The 17,916-nt window shown below is 59.9% G+C and carries 13 protein-coding genes; 5 read left to right on the forward strand and 8 right to left on the reverse strand.

The features are described from left to right. Positions 1 to 340: 340 nt before the first annotated feature. The 8 genes from rpsA to mtnA form a co-directional block, all read right to left on the reverse strand. On the reverse strand, positions 341 to 2,029 hold the full coding sequence (gene rpsA / locus KGA97_RS12170; RefSeq protein WP_008031789.1) for a 30S ribosomal protein S1: 1,689 nt from the start codon (positions 2,027 to 2,029) through the stop codon (positions 341 to 343). Between the two features lie 119 nt (positions 2,030 to 2,148). After that, on the reverse strand, positions 2,149 to 2,838 hold the full coding sequence (cmk, locus tag KGA97_RS12175) for a (d)CMP kinase (protein WP_008031791.1): 690 nt from the start codon (positions 2,836 to 2,838) through the stop codon (positions 2,149 to 2,151). Continuing rightward, positions 2,835 to 5,042, reverse strand: coding sequence for a bifunctional prephenate dehydrogenase/3-phosphoshikimate 1-carboxyvinyltransferase (locus tag KGA97_RS12180; RefSeq protein WP_230427588.1), 2,208 nt, complete (start codon positions 5,040 to 5,042; stop codon positions 2,835 to 2,837). The genes cmk and KGA97_RS12180 overlap by 4 nt, the downstream gene beginning before the upstream one ends. Before the next feature lie 28 nt (positions 5,043 to 5,070). Beyond that, positions 5,071 to 6,183, reverse strand: a complete 1,113-nt coding sequence (gene hisC / locus KGA97_RS12185; protein WP_223480843.1) for a histidinol-phosphate transaminase — start codon at positions 6,181 to 6,183, stop codon at positions 5,071 to 5,073. 10 nt (positions 6,184 to 6,193) lie between these two features. Then, entirely contained in the window at positions 6,194 to 7,288 is a 1,095-nt protein-coding gene (gene pheA / locus KGA97_RS12190; RefSeq protein WP_007899727.1) for a prephenate dehydratase, read from the reverse strand. Then, entirely contained in the window at positions 7,288 to 8,373 is a 1,086-nt protein-coding gene (gene serC, locus KGA97_RS12195) for a 3-phosphoserine/phosphohydroxythreonine transaminase (RefSeq protein ID WP_008042110.1), read from the reverse strand. The genes pheA and serC overlap by 1 nt, the downstream gene beginning before the upstream one ends. Before the next feature lie 252 nt (positions 8,374 to 8,625). Then, positions 8,626 to 11,280, reverse strand: a complete 2,655-nt coding sequence (gyrA, locus tag KGA97_RS12200) for a DNA gyrase subunit A (protein ID WP_192226146.1) — start codon at positions 11,278 to 11,280, stop codon at positions 8,626 to 8,628. Between the two features lie 427 nt (positions 11,281 to 11,707). Next, complete coding sequence (gene mtnA / locus KGA97_RS12205) at positions 11,708 to 12,784, reverse strand: S-methyl-5-thioribose-1-phosphate isomerase (RefSeq protein WP_008031801.1); 1,077 nt, start codon at positions 12,782 to 12,784, stop codon at positions 11,708 to 11,710. Positions 12,785 to 12,892: 108 nt separating this feature from the next. On the opposite strand from mtnA, the gene KGA97_RS12210 reads away from it, so the two are divergent. The 5 genes from KGA97_RS12210 (at position 12,893) to KGA97_RS12230 (ending at position 17,880) form a co-directional block, all read left to right on the forward strand. Further along, the gene (locus tag KGA97_RS12210; RefSeq protein ID WP_192226144.1) at positions 12,893 to 14,227 is read left to right on the forward strand and encodes a TRZ/ATZ family hydrolase; all 1,335 of its coding nucleotides are present in this window, start codon (positions 12,893 to 12,895) and stop codon (positions 14,225 to 14,227) included. A 56-nt stretch (positions 14,228 to 14,283) separates the two neighbouring features. Next, complete coding sequence (gene ubiG / locus KGA97_RS12215; RefSeq protein ID WP_008031806.1) at positions 14,284 to 14,982, forward strand: bifunctional 2-polyprenyl-6-hydroxyphenol methylase/3-demethylubiquinol 3-O-methyltransferase UbiG; 699 nt, start codon at positions 14,284 to 14,286, stop codon at positions 14,980 to 14,982. A gap of 4 nt (positions 14,983 to 14,986) precedes the next feature. Further along, on the forward strand, positions 14,987 to 15,658 hold the full coding sequence (mupP, locus tag KGA97_RS12220; protein WP_008031808.1) for an N-acetylmuramic acid 6-phosphate phosphatase MupP: 672 nt from the start codon (positions 14,987 to 14,989) through the stop codon (positions 15,656 to 15,658). A gap of 177 nt (positions 15,659 to 15,835) precedes the next feature. Further along, positions 15,836 to 16,576: a YciK family oxidoreductase gene (locus KGA97_RS12225; protein WP_008031809.1), complete on the forward strand. Its 741-nt coding sequence runs from the start codon at positions 15,836 to 15,838 to the stop codon at positions 16,574 to 16,576. A gap of 377 nt (positions 16,577 to 16,953) precedes the next feature. Further along, a complete protein-coding gene (locus KGA97_RS12230) occupies positions 16,954 to 17,880 on the forward strand; it encodes a GGDEF domain-containing protein (protein WP_223480844.1) in 927 nt (308 codons plus the stop codon). The last annotated feature ends 36 nt before the right edge of the window (positions 17,881 to 17,916 follow it).

The raw sequence follows: 17,916 nt of genomic DNA on the forward strand, positions 1-17,916 counted from the left end.
CCCCGACCCCAACCCCGAACAATCGATCTCGATACCACTAACCCCACGTGAGGCGTGAGTCTTCGCATTAGTGGTACAACCCGCCAATGTCAGAACGGCTAGTGCGACAACGAGCTTGTTCATTCATTTCCTTATGCCGGGCGCCCTGCCCGACTGTCGTTCGCTTCTGACTAAAGACTAGCTGTAAATAAACGATTGATCCGATTAAAGAAAGAGACAGCTTTTGGGGGCTATTGGTTTCACGGGCGAACAATGTCGTGCGATATGGTTACTGCCCGCACCAAATCGCAGGCACAAAAAAGGGCGACCGAAGTCGCCCTTTTTAATGATCAAGCAGAACTTAGTTCTGTTTGGCCATTGCCTGGCGCAGCAGTGCCGCCATGGTGGTGTCAGCAGCAGCTTCACCTTCCGGAGCAGTTTTCAGGCTCTGGATGGCTTCTTTCTCTTCAGCATCGTCTTTCGATTTGATCGACAGCTGAATTACGCGGCTCTTACGATCAACGCTGATGATCTTGGCTTCTACTTCCTGGCCTTCTTTCAGAACGTTGCGCGCGTCTTCAACGCGGTCACGGCTGATTTCGGAGGCTTTCAGAGTCGCTTCGATATCGTCGGCCAGAGTGATGATGGCGCCTTTAGCGTCAACTTCTTTCACGATGCCTTTAACGATTGCGCCTTTGTCGTTCTCTTGAACGTACTCGGAGAACGGATCGCTTTCCAGTTGCTTGATACCCAGGGAGATACGCTCGCGCTCTGGGTCAACCGACAGGATAACGGTGTCCAGCTCGTCGCCCTTCTTGAAGCGGCGAACGGCTTCTTCGCCCACTTCGTTCCAGGAGATGTCGGACAGGTGAACCAGACCGTCGATGCCGCCGTCCAGACCAATGAAGATACCGAAATCGGTGATCGACTTGATGGTGCCGGAGATTTTATCGCCCTTGTTGAACTGGCCAGAGAAATCTTCCCATGGGTTAGATTTGCACTGCTTGATGCCGAGGGAGATACGACGACGCTCTTCGTCGATGTCCAGAACCATAACTTCCACTTCGTCGCCGACTTGTACGACTTTCGAAGGGTGGATGTTCTTGTTGGTCCAGTCCATTTCGGAAACGTGTACCAGACCTTCAACGCCTTCTTCCAGCTCAGCGAAGCAGCCGTAGTCGGTCAGGTTGGTTACACGAGCGGTAACGCGAGTGCTTTCTGGGTAACGGGCTTTGATAGCAACCCATGGATCTTCGCCCAGTTGCTTCAGGCCCAGGGAAACACGGTTGCGTTCGCGATCGTATTTCAGAACCTTAACGTCGATTTCGTCACCAACGTTGACGATCTCGGAAGGATGCTTGATGCGCTTCCAAGCCATGTCGGTGATGTGCAGCAGGCCGTCCACGCCACCCAGATCGACGAATGCGCCGTAATCGGTGAGGTTCTTGACGATACCTTTGACTTGCTGACCTTCCTGCAGGGATTCCAGCAGAGCTTCACGCTCGGCGGAGTTCTCGGCTTCGAGGACGCTGCGACGGGAAACGACAACGTTGTTGCGTTTCTGGTCGAGTTTGATGACCTTGAATTCCAGCTCTTTGCCTTCCAGGTGCGTGGTATCGCGCACAGGACGGACGTCAACCAGGGAACCTGGCAGGAACGCACGGATGCCGTTAACGTCGACAGTGAAGCCGCCTTTAACCTTACCGTTGATAACGCCCTTGACCACTTCCTCGGCTGCGAAGGCAGCTTCCAGAACAATCCAGCATTCAGCGCGCTTGGCTTTTTCACGGGACAGCTTGGTTTCACCAAAGCCGTCTTCAACCGAGTCCAGCGCAACGTGAACTTCGTCACCGACGTTGATAGTCAGGTCGCCAGCGTCGTTGTAGAACTGCTCAAGCGGGATGAGTGCTTCAGACTTCAGGCCAGCGTGAACGGTTACCCAGCGAGCTTGGTAATCGATATCAACGATAACACCGGTGATGATGGAGCCTGCCTGAAGGTTCAGGGTTTTTAGGCTTTCTTCAAAGAGTTCCGCAAAGCTTTCGCTCATTTTAATTCCTGTTGATGAGGGCGAAGAATACGCCCATCTCCACACCCCAGACGGTGTGGGTTAGTTTCATTTAAAAGAAGCGCCACAGGACTATGACTGGTCCCCTGCGGCCTTCTTGGTCACCCGGCGATATCGCGAATGGCGATCTCGCTCATGATGCGTTCCAGCACCTGGTCGATGGATAATTCCGTGGAATCCAGCTGTATGGCGTCAGCCGCCGGTTTGAGCGGGGCTACCGCTCGCTGGGTGTCACGCTCATCGCGTGCACGTATCTCATCTAGCAGACTCGACAGACTAACACCATCGACTTTGCCCTTCAACTGCAAGTATCGACGGCGCGCACGCTCCTCGGCACTGGCGGTGAGGAAAATCTTCAACGGTGCATCCGGAAAAACCACCGTACCCATGTCGCGACCATCGGCCACCAGGCCCGGCGCCTCCTGGAATGCACGCTGGCGCTGCAGCAGCGCCTCGCGCACTGCGGGCAACGCCGCGACCTGCGAGGCGCCGGAGCCGATGCTTTCGGTGCGAATCACATCGCTGACTTCATCACCCTCGAGAATGATGCGCTGCAACTGACCGTCGGTCGCCGCGATGAACTGCACATCCAGATGAGCGGCAAGTTTTTTCAGCAATTCTTCATTGGTGAGGTCGACACCGTGATTGTGCGCAGCGAAGGCCAGCAACCGATAAAGCGCACCGGAATCCAGCAGGTTCCAGCCCAGACGCTTGGCCAGGATGCCAGCTACCGTGCCCTTGCCGGAGCCGCTTGGCCCATCGATGGTGATGACCGGTGCGATGTTTTTCACGACTGAGCCTCTTGTGCAACACGGATACCGACCTGCGCGCACAGCGCCAGGAAGTTCGGGAACGACGTTGCGACGTTGGCACAGTCATGGATGCGAATAGGCGCAGTGGCACGCAGCGATGCCACGCTGAAAGCCATGGCAATCCGGTGATCGCCGTGACCATGCACTTCGCCGCCGCCGATCAGGCCGCCGTCGATGATGATGCCGTCCGGGGTCGGTTCGCATTTGACGCCCAGTGCCAGCAAGCCATCGGCCATGACCTGGATCCGGTCCGATTCCTTGACGCGCAATTCTTCGGCGCCACGCAGGATGGTGCGCCCTTCGGCACAGGCCGCCGCCACGAACAGCACAGGGAATTCGTCGATGGCCAATGGAACCAGCGCTTCGGGAATCTCGATACCTTTGAGTTTAGCTGCACGCACGCGCAGGTCCGCTACGGGTTCGCCGCCGACTTCACGCTGGTTTTCCAGGGTGATGTCAGCGCCCATCAGACGCAGAATGTCGATCACGCCGGTACGGGTCGGGTTGATGCCGACATGCTCGAGCACCAGTTCGGAACCTTCGGCAATGGACGCCGCCACCAGGAAGAACGCCGACGACGAAATATCGCCCGGCACTTCAATGTGGGTCGCGGTCAGCTTGTGCCCGGATTCGACCGACGCCGTAGCGCCATTGACGCTGACCGGGTAGCCGAAGCCGCGCAGCATGCGCTCGGTGTGGTCGCGCGTCGGTGCAGGCTCGGTGACGGTGGTTTTGCCATCAGCGTACAGGCCGGCCAACAGCAGGCAGGATTTAACCTGGGCACTGGCCATCGGCATGGTGTAAGTCAGGCCTTTGAGCTTGTTACCGCCACGAATGATCATCGGTGGACGACCTTCAGCGGCGGTCTCGATCACGGCGCCCATTTCACGCAGCGGATTGGCCACGCGATTCATCGGACGCTTGGACAGCGAGGCATCACCGGTCAAGGTGCTGTCGAAGTTCTGCGCGGCCAGCAGGCCGGACAGCAGACGCATCGAAGTGCCGGAGTTGCCCAGATAGATCGGGCCCGGCGCAGGCTTCAGGCCATGCAGGCCGACGCCGTGGATGGTCACGCGACCGTGGTGCGGACCTTCGATCACGACACCCATGTCGCGGAAGGCCTGCAAGGTCGCCAGAGCGTCTTCGCCCTCGAGGAAGCCTTCAACTTCGGTGACGCCTTCGGCCAGGGAGCCGAGCATGATCGAACGGTGGGAAATCGATTTATCGCCCGGTACACGAATCCGCCCAGTCAGGCGGCCACCAGGTTGTCCCAGGAAAATCAGGTCGTTGGAGTTCATAGCGTCCACATAAGCCCGGCGAGCCAGGATTTTACTGAAATGTTCGCGGGCAACCCGGGCGCGCGTGAACACGCCCAACAATTGGTGCCCATCCCCTGCATCGACCGCGTCGCGCAAGGCGTCGAGGTCGCTGCGAAATGTATCAAGCGTGCGCAGGACAGCTTCGCGGTTGGCGAGGAAGATGTCGTGCCACATGACCGGGTCACTTCCCGCGATTCTTGTGAAATCACGGAAACCGCCGGCAGCGTAACGGAAGATCTCAAGGTTTTCATTGCGCTTGGCCAACGAATCGACCAAACCGAACGCCAGCAAGTGCGGCAAATGGCTGGTCGCCGCCAACACTTCGTCGTGACGCTCGACCTGCATGTGCTCGACATCGGCGCCCAGCTCACGCCACAACCGGTCGACCACGGCCAGCGCCGCCGGATCGGTTTGGTCCAGCGGCGTCAGAATCACTTTATGGCGACGAAACAGTTCGGCATTCGAGGCTTCCACCCCGCTCTGCTCGGAACCGGCAATCGGATGGCCCGGCACGAAACGCGCCGGCATGCCGCCAAACGCCTCGGTCGCGGCGCGCACGACGTTGCCCTTGGCACTGCCGACATCCGTCAGAATCGCTTGCCCAAGGTCCATGCCGGCCAACCGGCCGAGCATCTTTTCCATGGCCAGGATCGGCACCGCGAGTTGAATCACGTCGGCGCCCTGGCAGGCAACGGCCAGGTCTTCTTCGCAGCGATCCACCACGCCCAACTCGACCGCGAGCTTGCGCGACTGCGGATCGAGATCGACGCCCACCACTTCGCGGCACAGGCCGCTTTCACGTAGCCCCTTGGCAAACGAACCGCCGATCAACCCCAGACCGACCACCACCAGGCGACCGATCATAGGTTCAGCAGATTGCAGAGCAGTGACATCAACCACGAGCCAGAACCTTGGTCAGCGCCTCAAGGAAGCGGCTGTTTTCCGCCGGCAGGCCGATGGTGATGCGCAAGTGGTTCGGCATGCCATAGTTGGCCACCGGACGCACGATCACGCCTTCGCGCAGCAAACCCTGGAAGACCGGCAAGGCAACACGGCCGAGATCGACGCAGATGAAGTTGCCCTTGGACGGGATCCAGCTCAGCCCCAGTTCGCGGAAACCCGCTTCCAGCTGCAGCATGCCGGCTTCGTTCAGGCGGCGACTTTCAGCCAGGTACTCGGCGTCCTGCAGCGCAGCGCACGCAGCGGCCAGGGCCAGGCTGTTGACGTTGAATGGCTGACGCACACGGTTCAGCACGTCGGCAACCACCGCCGTGGACAAGCCGTAACCAACGCGCAACGCGGCCAGGCCGTAGGCCTTGGAGAAGGTGCGCGAAACCAGCAGGTTCGGGTACGCCGCCAGGAAATCCAGGCCATCCGGCAAGTCGCTGCCTTCGGCGTATTCGATGTAGGCCTCGTCCAGCACCACCAGCACGTGCTCCGGCACATCCTGCAGGAACTCGTCCAGCGCTTCGGCGCCAAACCAGGTTCCGGTCGGGTTGTTCGGGTTGGCGATGAAGACCACACGGGTATCGGCATCGATCGCGGCCAGCATGGCCGACAGATCATGGCCCCAGTCTTTGGCCGGGATCACTTTGGCCGTCGCACCGACGGCCTGGGTGACGATCGGATAGACCGCGAACGCATGCTCACTGAACACCGCATTCAGGCCCGGCGCCAGATAGGCACGCGCGACCAGTTCCAGGATGTCGTTGGAACCGTTGCCCAGCGTCACCTGATTCAGTTCGACGCGGCACTGATCGGCCAGCAGGGTCTTGAGCGCAAAACCGTTGCCATCCGGATAACGGGTCAGCTCGGCCAATTCTTCGCGAATGGCCGCCAAAGCCTTTGGACTGGCGCCCAACGGGTTTTCGTTGCTCGCCAGTTTGACGATGCTGGCCGGATCGATGTCCAGCTCGCGCGCCAGTTCGCCCACGGGCTTGCCCGGAACGTAAGGCGACAGTTGTTGCACGCCCGGCTGTGCCAGAGCGAGGAAGTTGCCACTCATTTGCTACCCCTTAGAGAACGGCTTTCGGGTAGGAACCCAACACTTTAAGTGCCACTGCTTCCTGACTGATCTTTTCCAGCACACCTTTTACCAGCGGATCGCGGTGATGGCCGACGAAGTCGATGAAGAACACATAGGTCCATTTACCGCTACGCGAAGGACGTGTCTCGATGCGTGTCAGGTCGATGCCATTGTCGTGGAACGGCACCAGCAACTCGTGAAGCGCGCCCGGCTTGTTGCTCATGGAGACGATGATCGACGTCTTGTCGTCGCCGGTTGGCGGCACTTCCTGGCTGCCGATCATCAGGAATCGCGTGGAGTTGTCCGGGCGATCCTCGATTTTCTCGGCCAGACGGGTCAGCCCGTACAAGCCTGCGGCCATGTCGCCGGCAATCGCCGCCGAGTTCCACTCACCCTTGACCCGCTTCGCCGCTTCGGCGTTGCTGGAAACCGCGACGCGCTCGACGTTCGGGTAGTGTGCATCCAGCCACTTGCGGCACTGCGCCAGCGACTGGGCGTGGGAATAGATGCGGCTGATGCTGTCGGTCTTGGTGTTTTCACCGACCAACAGATGGTGGTGAATCCGCAACTCGACTTCGCCACAGATGACCATGTCGTGTTCGAGGAAGCTGTCGAGCGTGTGGTTGACCGCGCCCTCGGTGGAGTTTTCCACCGGGACCACGCCAAAGTTCACCGCACCGGCCGCCACTTCGCGGAACACTTCGTCGATGGCCGCCATCGGCTTGCTGATCACCGCGTGGCCGAAGTGCTTCATGGCCGCCGCTTGAGTGAAGGTGCCTTCAGGACCGAGGTAAGCCACTTTCAGCGGCTGCTCGAGGGCCAGGCACGAAGACATGATTTCGCGGAACAACCGCGCCATTTCTTCGTTGCCCAGCGGGCCCTGATTGCGCTCCATCACACGCTTGAGCACCTGAGCTTCACGCTCAGGACGATAGAACACCGGCACTTCGCCTTCGGCCAGCGAGGCCATCTTTACTCGCGCAACTTCCTGGGCGCAGCGTGCGCGCTCACTGATCAGCTCCAGGACTTTTTCGTCCAGGGCATCAATGCGCAGGCGCAGTGCCTTGAGTTCTTGCTCAGACATTAGCCGTGTTCCTTCTCGAACTCTGCCATGTACGAAACCAGTGCGTTGACCGCAACGATATCGACGGCGTTATAGATGGAGGCGCGCATGCCGCCCACGGATCGGTGACCCTTGAGGTTCAGCAGGCCACGCTCGTCGGCACCAGCCAGGAATGGCTTGTCCAGACGATCGTCAGCCAGGCGGAACGGCACGTTCATCCACGAACGATCGGACTTGTTGATCGGGTTGCTGTACAGGCCGCTGGCATCAATGAAGTCGTACAGCGTGCGCTGTTTCACTTCGTTGAGCTTGCCGATGGCTTCGACGCCGCCCTGCTCTTTCAGCCACTCGAACACCAGGCCAGACAGGTACCAGGCCAATGTTGGCGGGGTGTTGTACATCGAGCCGTTATCGGCCGCGACCTTGTAGTTGAGCATGGTCGGGCACAGGGAACGGGCGTGACCCAGCAGGTCTTCGCGAACGATGTTGACGACGATGCCGCTCGGGCCGATGTTTTTCTGGGCGCCGGCGTAGATCATGCCGAAACGCGAAACATCAATCGGGCGCGACAAGATGTCCGAAGACATGTCGGCGACCAGCGGAACGTCACCGGTTTCCGGGACCCAGTTGAATTCCAGACCACCAATGGTTTCGTTCGGCGCGTAGTGAACGTAGGCCGCGTCTTTCGACAGCTTCCATTCGTTCTGGCCGGGAATCGCGAAATAGTCGTAAGGCTTGGCGGTGGCGGCAACGTTGACGTGGCCGTAGCGCGACGCTTCTTCGATGGCTTTCTGCGACCAGATACCGGTGTCGATATAGTCGGCAGTGCCGCTTTCCGGCAGCAGGTTCAGAGGGATCTGAGCAAACTGCTGGCTGGCGCCACCTTGCAGGAACAGCACTTTATAGTTCGAGGGGATATTCAGCAGATCACGCAGATCCTGCTCGGCCTTGTTAGCGATGGACACGAACTCATCACTGCGATGGCTCATTTCCATGACCGACAGACCCTTGCCGTGCCAATCAAGGAGTTCACCCTGGGCGCGCTGCAGGACAGCTTCGGGAAGTGCCGCAGGACCGGCACAGAAGTTATAGGCTCTCTTGCTCACATCCAATCTCGCTCTGATTTGGTGGTAATCACGCAATAAATCACAACATCAATCGACACAGGGTCCCTGCCGAAGCAGAAAACCTGTGGGAGCGAGCCTGCTCGCGAATGCATCACCGCGGTGCTTCAGAGGTACCGCGGCGCCTGCATCGCGAGCAGGCTCGCTCCCACATGGGATGTCCCTGGATATCGAAATTTTCCGTTCGGACAAACAACAAGGGGGCGAATTTTCATCCGCCCCCTGTTTGTCCGCTTACTCTTGCGGTTCTTCGTCAGCGGCAGCATCGAGTTGCTGGTCTTCAACAACGTCGTCGATCACGACTTCGCCGTCGAACACCGCACCCTCTTCGCCTTCCAGCTCTTCGCCTTCGACTTCCGACGGTTCCTGCACCCGCTCCAGACCGACCAGCGTTTCATCGCTGGCCAGCTTGATCAGGGTCACGCCCTGGGTGTTACGACCCAGGCTGGAGACTTCGTCGACACGGGTACGAACCAACGTGCCCTGGTCGGAAATCAGCATGATTTCCTCGCCGTCGAGCACCTGAACCGCGCCGACCAGACGGCCGTTACGGTCGTTGCTGACCATGGCGATAACGCCCTGGCCGCCACGCTTGTACTCAGGGAACTCGGTGATCGCCGTACGCTTGCCGAAACCACGCGCCGAAGCGGTGAGGATCTGGCTGCCTTCTTCCGGGATCAGCATGGAAATCAGCTTCTGGCCTTCCGGCAGACGCATGCCGCGGACACCGCGAGCGGTACGGCCCATGGCACGAACGTCAGTTTCCTTGAAGCGAGTGACCTTGCCGCCGTCGGAGAACAGCATGACTTCGCGCTCGCCATCTGTAATGGCGGCAGAGATCAGTACGTCACCTTCGTCCAGCTCCAGCGCGATCAGACCGACGCTGCGTTGACGGCTGAAGGATTCCAGCGGGGTCTTCTTCACAGTGCCTTTGGCAGTCGCCATGAAGATGAAGTGACCTTCGGTGTATTCCTCGACCGGCAGCATAGTGGTGATGTATTCATCACTGTCCAGCGGCAGCAGGTTGACCAGCGGACGACCACGGGCAGCGCGGGACGCTTCCGGGATTTCATAGGTTTTCAGCCAGTACACCTTGCCCTTGCTGGAGAACAGCAGCAGCGTGGTGTGGCTGTTGGCGACCAGCAGGTGAGCGATGTAGTCCTCATCCTTGACGCCAGTCGCCGATTTGCCTTTACCGCCACGACGCTGGGCCTGGTACGCAGCCAATGGCTGGGTCTTGGCGTAGCCACCGTGGGAAATGGTCACGACGCGATCTTCTTCCGGGATCATGTCACCCAGGGTCAGGTCGAGACGGGCATCGAGAATTTCGGTGCGGCGCACGTCGCCGTATTCGGCGCGGATCACTTCCAGCTCTTCGCGGATCACTTCCATCAGGCGCGTGGCGCTGTTGAGGATGCGGATCAGCTCGCCGATCTGGTTGAGGATCTCTTGATACTCGGCCAGCAGTTTTTCGTGTTCCAGACCGGTCAGGCGGTGCAGACGCAGTTCCAGAATGGCTTGCGCCTGTTCCGGCGAAAGGAAGTACTTGCCTTCACGCAGACCGTATTGCGGATCCAGGGTCTCTGGACGGCAAGAGTCGGCACCGGCACGCTCAACCATCGCCACCACGGCGGAGGATTCCCAAGGCGTGCTGATCAGCGCTTCCTTGGCTTCCGACGGCGTTGGCGAGGCCTTGATCAACGCGATGACCGGGTCGATGTTCGACAGGGCAACCGCCTGGCCTTCGAGAATGTGGCCACGTTCGCGCGCCTTACGCAGCTCGAACACGGTGCGACGGGTAACGACTTCGCGACGGTGACGAACGAAGGCTTCCAGCAGGTCCTTGAGGTTCAGGATCCGCGGACGGCCGTCGATCAGCGCAACGATGTTGATACCGAATACCGCTTGCAGCTGGGTCTGGGCGTAGAGGTTGTTGAGGATCACCTCAGGCACTTCGCCGCGACGCAGCTCGATCACAACGCGCATGCCGTCCTTGTCGGACTCGTCGCGCAGTTCGGTGATGCCTTCGAGCTTCTTCTCTTTAACCAGCTCGGCGATCTTCTCGATCAGACGGGCCTTGTTCAGCTGGTAAGGGAGTTCGGTGATGACGATCTGCTGACGGCCACCGACCTTGTCGATGTCTTCGATGATCGAGCGGGCGCGCATGTAAATGCGGCCGCGACCGGTGCGGTAGGCTTCGATGATGCCGGCGCGACCGTTGATGATCGCGGCGGTCGGGAAGTCCGGACCGGGGATGTATTGCATCAGCTCATCGATGGTCAACTCAGGGTTGTCGATGAGCGCCAGGCAACCGTCGATGACTTCACCGAGGTTGTGCGGCGGGATGTTGGTCGCCATGCCCACGGCGATACCGCTGGAGCCGTTGACCAGCAGGTTGGGAATACGGGTCGGCATGACCGCCGGGATCATTTCGGTGCCGTCGTAGTTCGGCACCCAGTCCACGGTTTCTTTATGCAGGTCAGCCAGCAGCTCGTGCGCCAGCTTGGTCATGCGCACTTCGGTGTATCGCATGGCCGCGGCGTTGTCGCCGTCCACCGAACCGAAGTTGCCCTGACCGTCTACCAGCAGGTAGCGCAGCGAGAATGGCTGCGCCATCCGAACGATGGTGTCGTACACCGCGGTATCACCGTGCGGGTGATACTTACCGATCACGTCACCGACAACACGGGCAGATTTCTTGTACGGCTTGTTGAAGTCGTTGCCCAGCTCGCTCATCGCGAACAGCACGCGCCGGTGCACGGGCTTCAAGCCATCGCGCGCATCCGGCAGTGCCCGCCCGACAATTACGCTCATTGCGTAGTCGAGGTAGGACTGCTTCAGCTCGTCTTCGATATTGACCGGGAGGATTTCTTTGGCCAGTTCGCCCATGAGAAGCTCGATTCCTTTTTCTGGTGAAACCTCGTCACATCCATATGGGACGAACGAAGCTCGCCGCTGCAGGCTGAGTGCCATGCACCGACTTACGACAAATCAACGAGTTATGCCATGGATTTGCGCAGTAAAGACAACCCCGTGGGACTGCCTCGGAAAACGCCGGATGTTATCACAAGAGCCGCCACGCACCTATCCCCCAGATGCGCATGGAGTGTAGTTAGTTGACTGATGGCAGGCTTGAAGGGGACGAGAGGGGCTTAGAGCTGCTGCGAATGCAGAATTTGGGGCTGAATTACAGATGTTTATTGACTTTCAGACCCTAATCGCCAGCAGGCTGGCTCCCACATTTGATCCGTGTCGATCACAAACCCTGTGGGAGCCAGCCTGCTGGCGATGGCGTCCTTTCGAACGCCACGGCCAATCAATGCAACCGCTTGCGGCACATCAACTGCGCCATTTTCGCGGTGTCCGGGCGTTCGACGATGCCTTTTTCCGTGACGATCGCGTCAATCAAATCTGCCGGGGTGACGTCGAACACCGGATTGAACGCATCGACATCCGCCCCGACCCGCTTGCCGCCGACCTCCAGCAACTCGCGCCCGTCACGCTCTTCAATCGGAATGTCATCGCCGCTGGCCAGGTTCATGTCGATGGTCGAACTCGGCGCCACCACCATGAAGCGCACGCCGTGGTGCATGGCGTTGACCGCCAGCTGATAAGTGCCGATCTTGTTGGCCACGTCGCCATTGGCGGTGATCCGGTCGGCACCGACGATGACCCAGGTGATGCCTTTGGTCTTCATGATGTGAGCCGCAGCGGAGTCGGCATTGAGGGTCACGGGGATGCCCTCGTTGGCCAGCTCCCACGCCGTCAGTCGCGAACCTTGCAGCCAGGGACGGGTTTCGTCGGCATAAACACGCTCGACCATGCCCTCAATGAACGCCCCGCGAATGACGCCCAAAGCCGTACCAAAACCGCCAGTGGCCAGCGCGCCGGTATTGCAATGAGTCAGGATCGCCTGCGCATTGCCCTGATGCTTGCGGATCAGGTCCACACCCAGTTGCGCCATGGTCAGATTGGCTTCGCGATCACTTTCATGAATGGCGATGGCTTCCGCCTCCAGCGCCGCGAGAGGATCGGCATCGCCCTTGATACGATCAAGGCGGTCACGCATGCGACTCAGCGCCCAGAACAGGTTCACCGCCGTTGGACGGGAATCGGCCAGCAACGCGTAATCCTCTTCCCACGCGGCCTGCCAGTCACCGCCCTCGAGAATTCGGGCACGGGCTGAAAGCACCATGGCATAGGCGGCACTGATGCCAATCGCCGGCGCGCCGCGCACCACCATCGAGCGAATCGCCTCGGCCACGCCAGCCGCACTGGTGTAGGCAATCCAGGTTTCCTCGAACGGCAAAATACGCTGATCCAGCAGGTACAGGGCGCCATCACGCCAATCGATGGCCTTCACCTTCTCCGCAGCCAACAGTCGATCGCGCATCCTTCACCCCGCACTCATGAACAAAAGCCGCCGATTATAGCGATCCCCCCGCGAAGACGCTCGGGTATACTTCGCCATCCTTTACAAAAGCACTGGAACCGACCCTCGATGCCGAACACTGCCGCTGCGCTCGACCTGTTATTGCTGCCGACCTGGCTGGTACCCGTCGAACCCGCTGGCGTTGTCCTCAAAGAGCATGGCCTGGGCATCCGCGACGGGCGCATTGTGTTTATCGGCCCGCGGTCCGCCGCGCTGAAGCTTAACGCAACCGAAGTCCGCGAACTGCCGGGCATGCTGCTCAGCCCCGGCCTGATCAATGCTCACGGGCACGCGGCGATGACGCTGTTCCGCGGCCTGGCCGATGACCTGCCGCTGATGACCTGGCTGGAAAACCACATCTGGCCTGCCGAAGCCAAATGGGTCGATGAAGCTTTTGTACGCGATGGCACCGACATTGCCATCGCCGAACAGATAAAAGGTGGCATTACCTGCTTCTCTGACATGTATTTCTTCCCGAAGGTTGCCAGCGAACGTGTGCATAACAGCGGCATACGCGCGCAAATCGCGATTCCGATCCTCGATTTCCCGATCCCGGGCGCCGGCACGGCGGATGACGCCATTCGTCAGGGCGTCGAACTGTTCAACGATCTCAAGCACCACGAGCGCATCAAAGTCACCTTCGGCCCCCACGCGCCCTACACCTTGGGCGACGAAACCCTGGAGAAAATCCGGGTGATCGCCGAAGAACTGGACGCGCCGATTCACATGCACGTCCACGAAACTGCGTTCGAAGTACAGCAAGCCGTCGAGCAGCGTGGCGAGCGGCCGTTGGCCCGACTGGCACGCCTGGGCCTGCTGGGGCCGCGCTTCCAGGCCGTTCACATGACGCAGATCAGCGATGAAGACCTGGTGATGCTGGTAGAAAGCAACACCAATGTGATTCATTGCCCGGAGTCGAACCTGAAGCTGGCCAGCGGTTTCTGCCCGGTAGAACGTTTGTGGCAGGCGGGCGTCAATGTGGCTGTCGGCACCGACGGCGCGGCCAGCAACAACGACCTCGACCTGCTCGGCGAAACCCGCACCGCCGCGTTGCTGGCCAAAGCCGTCGCTGGTTCGGCCACCGCGCTGGACGCTCATCGCGCGCTGCGCATGGCCACGCTGAACGGCGCACGCGCCATGGGCATCGAGGCCGACGTCGGCTCGCTGGAAGTCGGCAAAGCGGCGGACATCGTCGCGTTCGACCTCTCGGGCCTGGCGCAACAACCGGTCTACGACCCGGTTTCGCAGCTTATATATGCCACCGGTCGCGACTGCGTGAAACACCTGTGGGTGGGTGGCAAGCAATTGCTCGACGACCGTCGCCTGACCCGCCTGGATGAAGAACAGCTGTGCGCCACCGCCAAGGCCTGGGGCCAGCGCATCAGCGGCCACACCGAATTGTAAGCACCCCGGACTCACCGCCGGGGCAACAGGATTTTTCAAGTTTTAGAGGATGAACCATGAGTAACGTCGACTACGCCGAAATCGCCAAATTCGAAGCCCTGGCCCATCGCTGGTGGGACCGCGAAAGCGAGTTCAAACCGCTGCACGACATCAACCCGCTGCGGGTCAACTGGATTGACGAACGGGTCAATCTGGCCGGCAAGAAAGTCCTCGACATCGGCTGCGGCGGCGGCATCCTCAGCGAAGCCATGGCGCAACGCGGTGCGACCGTGATGGGCATCGACATGGGCGAAGCGCCGCTGGCCGTCGCTCAACTGCACCAGCTTGAGTCGGGCGTGAACGTCGAATACCGGCAGATCACCGCCGAAGCCCTGGCTGAAGAAATGCCGGAACAGTTCGACGTGGTCACGTGCCTGGAAATGCTTGAGCACGTACCGGATCCCTCCTCAGTGATCCGCGCCTGCTTCAAAATGGTCAAGCCGGGCGGCCAGGTGTTCCTCTCCACGATCAACCGCAACCCGAAGGCGTACCTGTTCGCCATCGTCGGCGCCGAATACATCATGAAGCTGCTGCCTCGCGGCACGCATGATTTCAAGAAATTCATCCGCCCTTCCGAGCTGGGTGCCTGGAGCCGCATGGCGGGCCTGACCGTCAAGGACATCATCGGTTTGACGTACAACCCGCTGACCAAGCACTACAAACTGGCGGCCGACGTGGACGTCAACTACATGATCCAGACCCTGCGCGAGGAATAAGTCGATGCGTATCAGAGCAGTCCTTTTTGACATGGACGGCACGCTGCTCGACACCGCGCCGGACTTCATTGCGATCTGTCAGGCTATGCGCGCCGACCGCGGCTTGCCGCCGATGAACGACAAGCACATCCGCGACGAGATCTCCGGCGGCGCCAAGGCGATGGTCGCGGTGACGTTCAGCATGGACCCGGAATCGCCAGGCTTTGAAGAGCTGCGCCTGGAGTTCCTGGAGCGTTACCTCGTGGGCTGCGCGGTGCACAGCAAGCTGTTCGACGGCATGGGCGAGTTGCTGGCCGACATCGAGAAAGCCAACCTGATCTGGGGCGTGGTCACCAACAAGCCTCTGCGGTTTGCCGAGCCGATCATGCAGCAGCTCGGGCTGGCCGAGCGTTCGGCGCTGTTGATTTGCCCGGATCACGTGAAGAACAGCAAACCGGACCCGGAGCCGTTGATCCTCGCATGCAAGATGCTCGACCTCGATCCGGCCAGCGTGCTGTTTGTCGGTGATGACCTGCGCGATATCGAATCCGGTCGTGACGCCGGCACCAAGACCGCCGCCGTGACCTTTGGCTACATTCACCCGGACGATAACCCGCGGCATTGGGGTGCGGATGTGGTGGTCGATCATCCGCTGGAGTTGCGCAAGGTTTTGGATAGCGCCCTCTGTAGCTGCTGAACCGCCTTTGTAGGAGCCGGCTTGCTGGCGATGGCGATGATGAAATCGCCGAGCTGAACCGCCTTTGTAGGAGCCAGCTTGCTGGCGATGGCGATGCTGGAAACGCCATCGCCGGCAAGCCGGCTCCTACAGGACCGCGCAACGGTCGCGCGTATTCTGATTTGTTGAGGTTTCTTTATGTTTGATTATTCCGCCCGCCCTGAATTGCTCAAGGACCGGGTCATCCTGGTCACCGGCGCTGGTCGTGGTATCGGCGCTGCCGCCGCGAAAACCTACGCCGCCCACGGCGCCACCGTGCTGTTGCTGGGCAAGACCGAAGCCAACCTGACTCAGGTCTACGACGAAATCGAGGCCGCCGGTCATCCACAACCGGCGGTGATCCCGTTCAACCTGGAAACCGCCCTGCCCCATCAATACGATGAGTTGGCGGCGATGATCGAAACCGAGTTCGGCCACCTCGACGGCTTGCTGCACAACGCCTCGATCATTGGTCCGCGCACGCCGATCGAACAGCTCTCCGGCGAGAACTTCATGCGTGTCATGCAAGTCAACGTCAACGCGATGTTCATGCTCACCAGCACCCTGTTGCCGCTGCTCAAACTGTCGCAGGACGCTTCGGTGGTGTTCACCTCCAGCAGCGTCGGCCGCAAGGGTCGTGCGTATTGGGGCGCTTATGGCGTCTCCAAGTTCGCCACCGAAGGCTTGATGCAAACCCTGGCCGACGAAGTCGACACCGTCGCACCGGTGCGTTCCAACAGCATCAACCCCGGCGCCACCCGCACCAGCATGCGCGCCCAGGCTTATCCCGGCGAAAATCCACTGAACAACCCGACGCCCGAGGAGATCATGCCGGTCTACCTCTACCTGATGGGCCCGGACAGCACCGGCATCAACGGCCAGGCATTCAACGCGCAGTAACACCGTGCGTCGCTTTTATGCCGTGGCGAATTACCGTCACGGCACTTAAAAAGCCTCGCAACTGCAGCTGTTTTTAGTCAAATAAATGTCATGAAACGGGCCAGACAAAGCCAAAAACACTTTCAAGGCATTGATTTTCAACAGCTTTTATTCAAATGAACCGAATGGCATGACTTTCGCTCTATATCTGCTCAGACACGCCGAGTGAGTGAAAGCAGTCGGGCAGGCCTTCGAGTCGATAGGTTACTAATCTTCAGCAAAGCAGATTAGACTTGCGCCAAATGTCCTACGGGACTGATGGACCAGTATGACGCGCAGCCCAAAGCCGCTCTCACCCAGCCTGTAAGACAGCCTTACTGCTTAGGGGCGCACGCCATATGAAATCACCTTCCCAGACCAACGCAATTGACTTCGATAGCGCCAAATTGCAACGCCTGGGCTTTAGTCAGCAGCCCCCTCTTCTGGAGAGGCCGGTCAGCCTTGCGCAATTGCGCCAGCAACTGAGTTTGCAGCTGCAAACCAGTCTTGAGCCGCAACGCATTCTTGGGCTCTTCTACCGTGAAATTCAGCGTCTCGTACCGCTCGACGCCTTGAGCTACCAGCACAAGGCCAGCGACTTGCGCCTGGAATACGGCCAGCGCGGCCACCACTCGATCAGTTACACCCTCAGCCACGAAGGCGAGCAGCTGGGTGAACTGGTGTTCCGTCGCAATCAGCGTTTCAGCGAGCAGGAACTGGGCAACCTTGAATCACTGCTGTCCGCATTGCTGTACCCGATGCGCAACGCCCTGCTCTACCGCGCCGCCACCCAAAGCGCCTTGCGCGACCCTCTGACGGACACCGGCAACCGCATTGCCATGGACCAGACGCTGCAACGGGAAATCGACATGTCGCGTCGGCACCTGCAGCCCTTGTCGCTGTTGATGCTGGACATCGACCATTTCAAACAAATCAACGACACCCATGGCCACAGCGCTGGCGATGACGTGCTCAAGGGAGTCGCCGCCTCGATCAAAAGCCAGCTGCGCAACGTGGACATGGTGTTCCGCTTTGGTGGCGAGGAGTTTTTGATTCTGCTGTCCAACACCGGCCGGGAAGCCGCCGCCATGGTCGGCGAGCGCCTGCGACTCGCGGCGCAAGCCAAGGATTTTTCGGCTGATGGCAACCTGATCGAGCTGACCGTCAGTCTCGGCTGTTCGACCCTGTTGCCCGGCGAATCGGCCGAGAGCCTGTTGCGCCGGGCCGACAGCGCGCTTTATGTGGCCAAGCGCGAAGGACGCAACCGCTTGGCGATGGCGGGCTGACTCCCGCCAGCACGGGCTCGCGAAAGTAGCGGCCCG

Source organism: Pseudomonas sp. BF-B-15, from assembly GCF_019946675.1.
GTDB lineage: Bacteria > Pseudomonadota > Gammaproteobacteria > Pseudomonadales > Pseudomonadaceae > Aquipseudomonas > Aquipseudomonas migulae.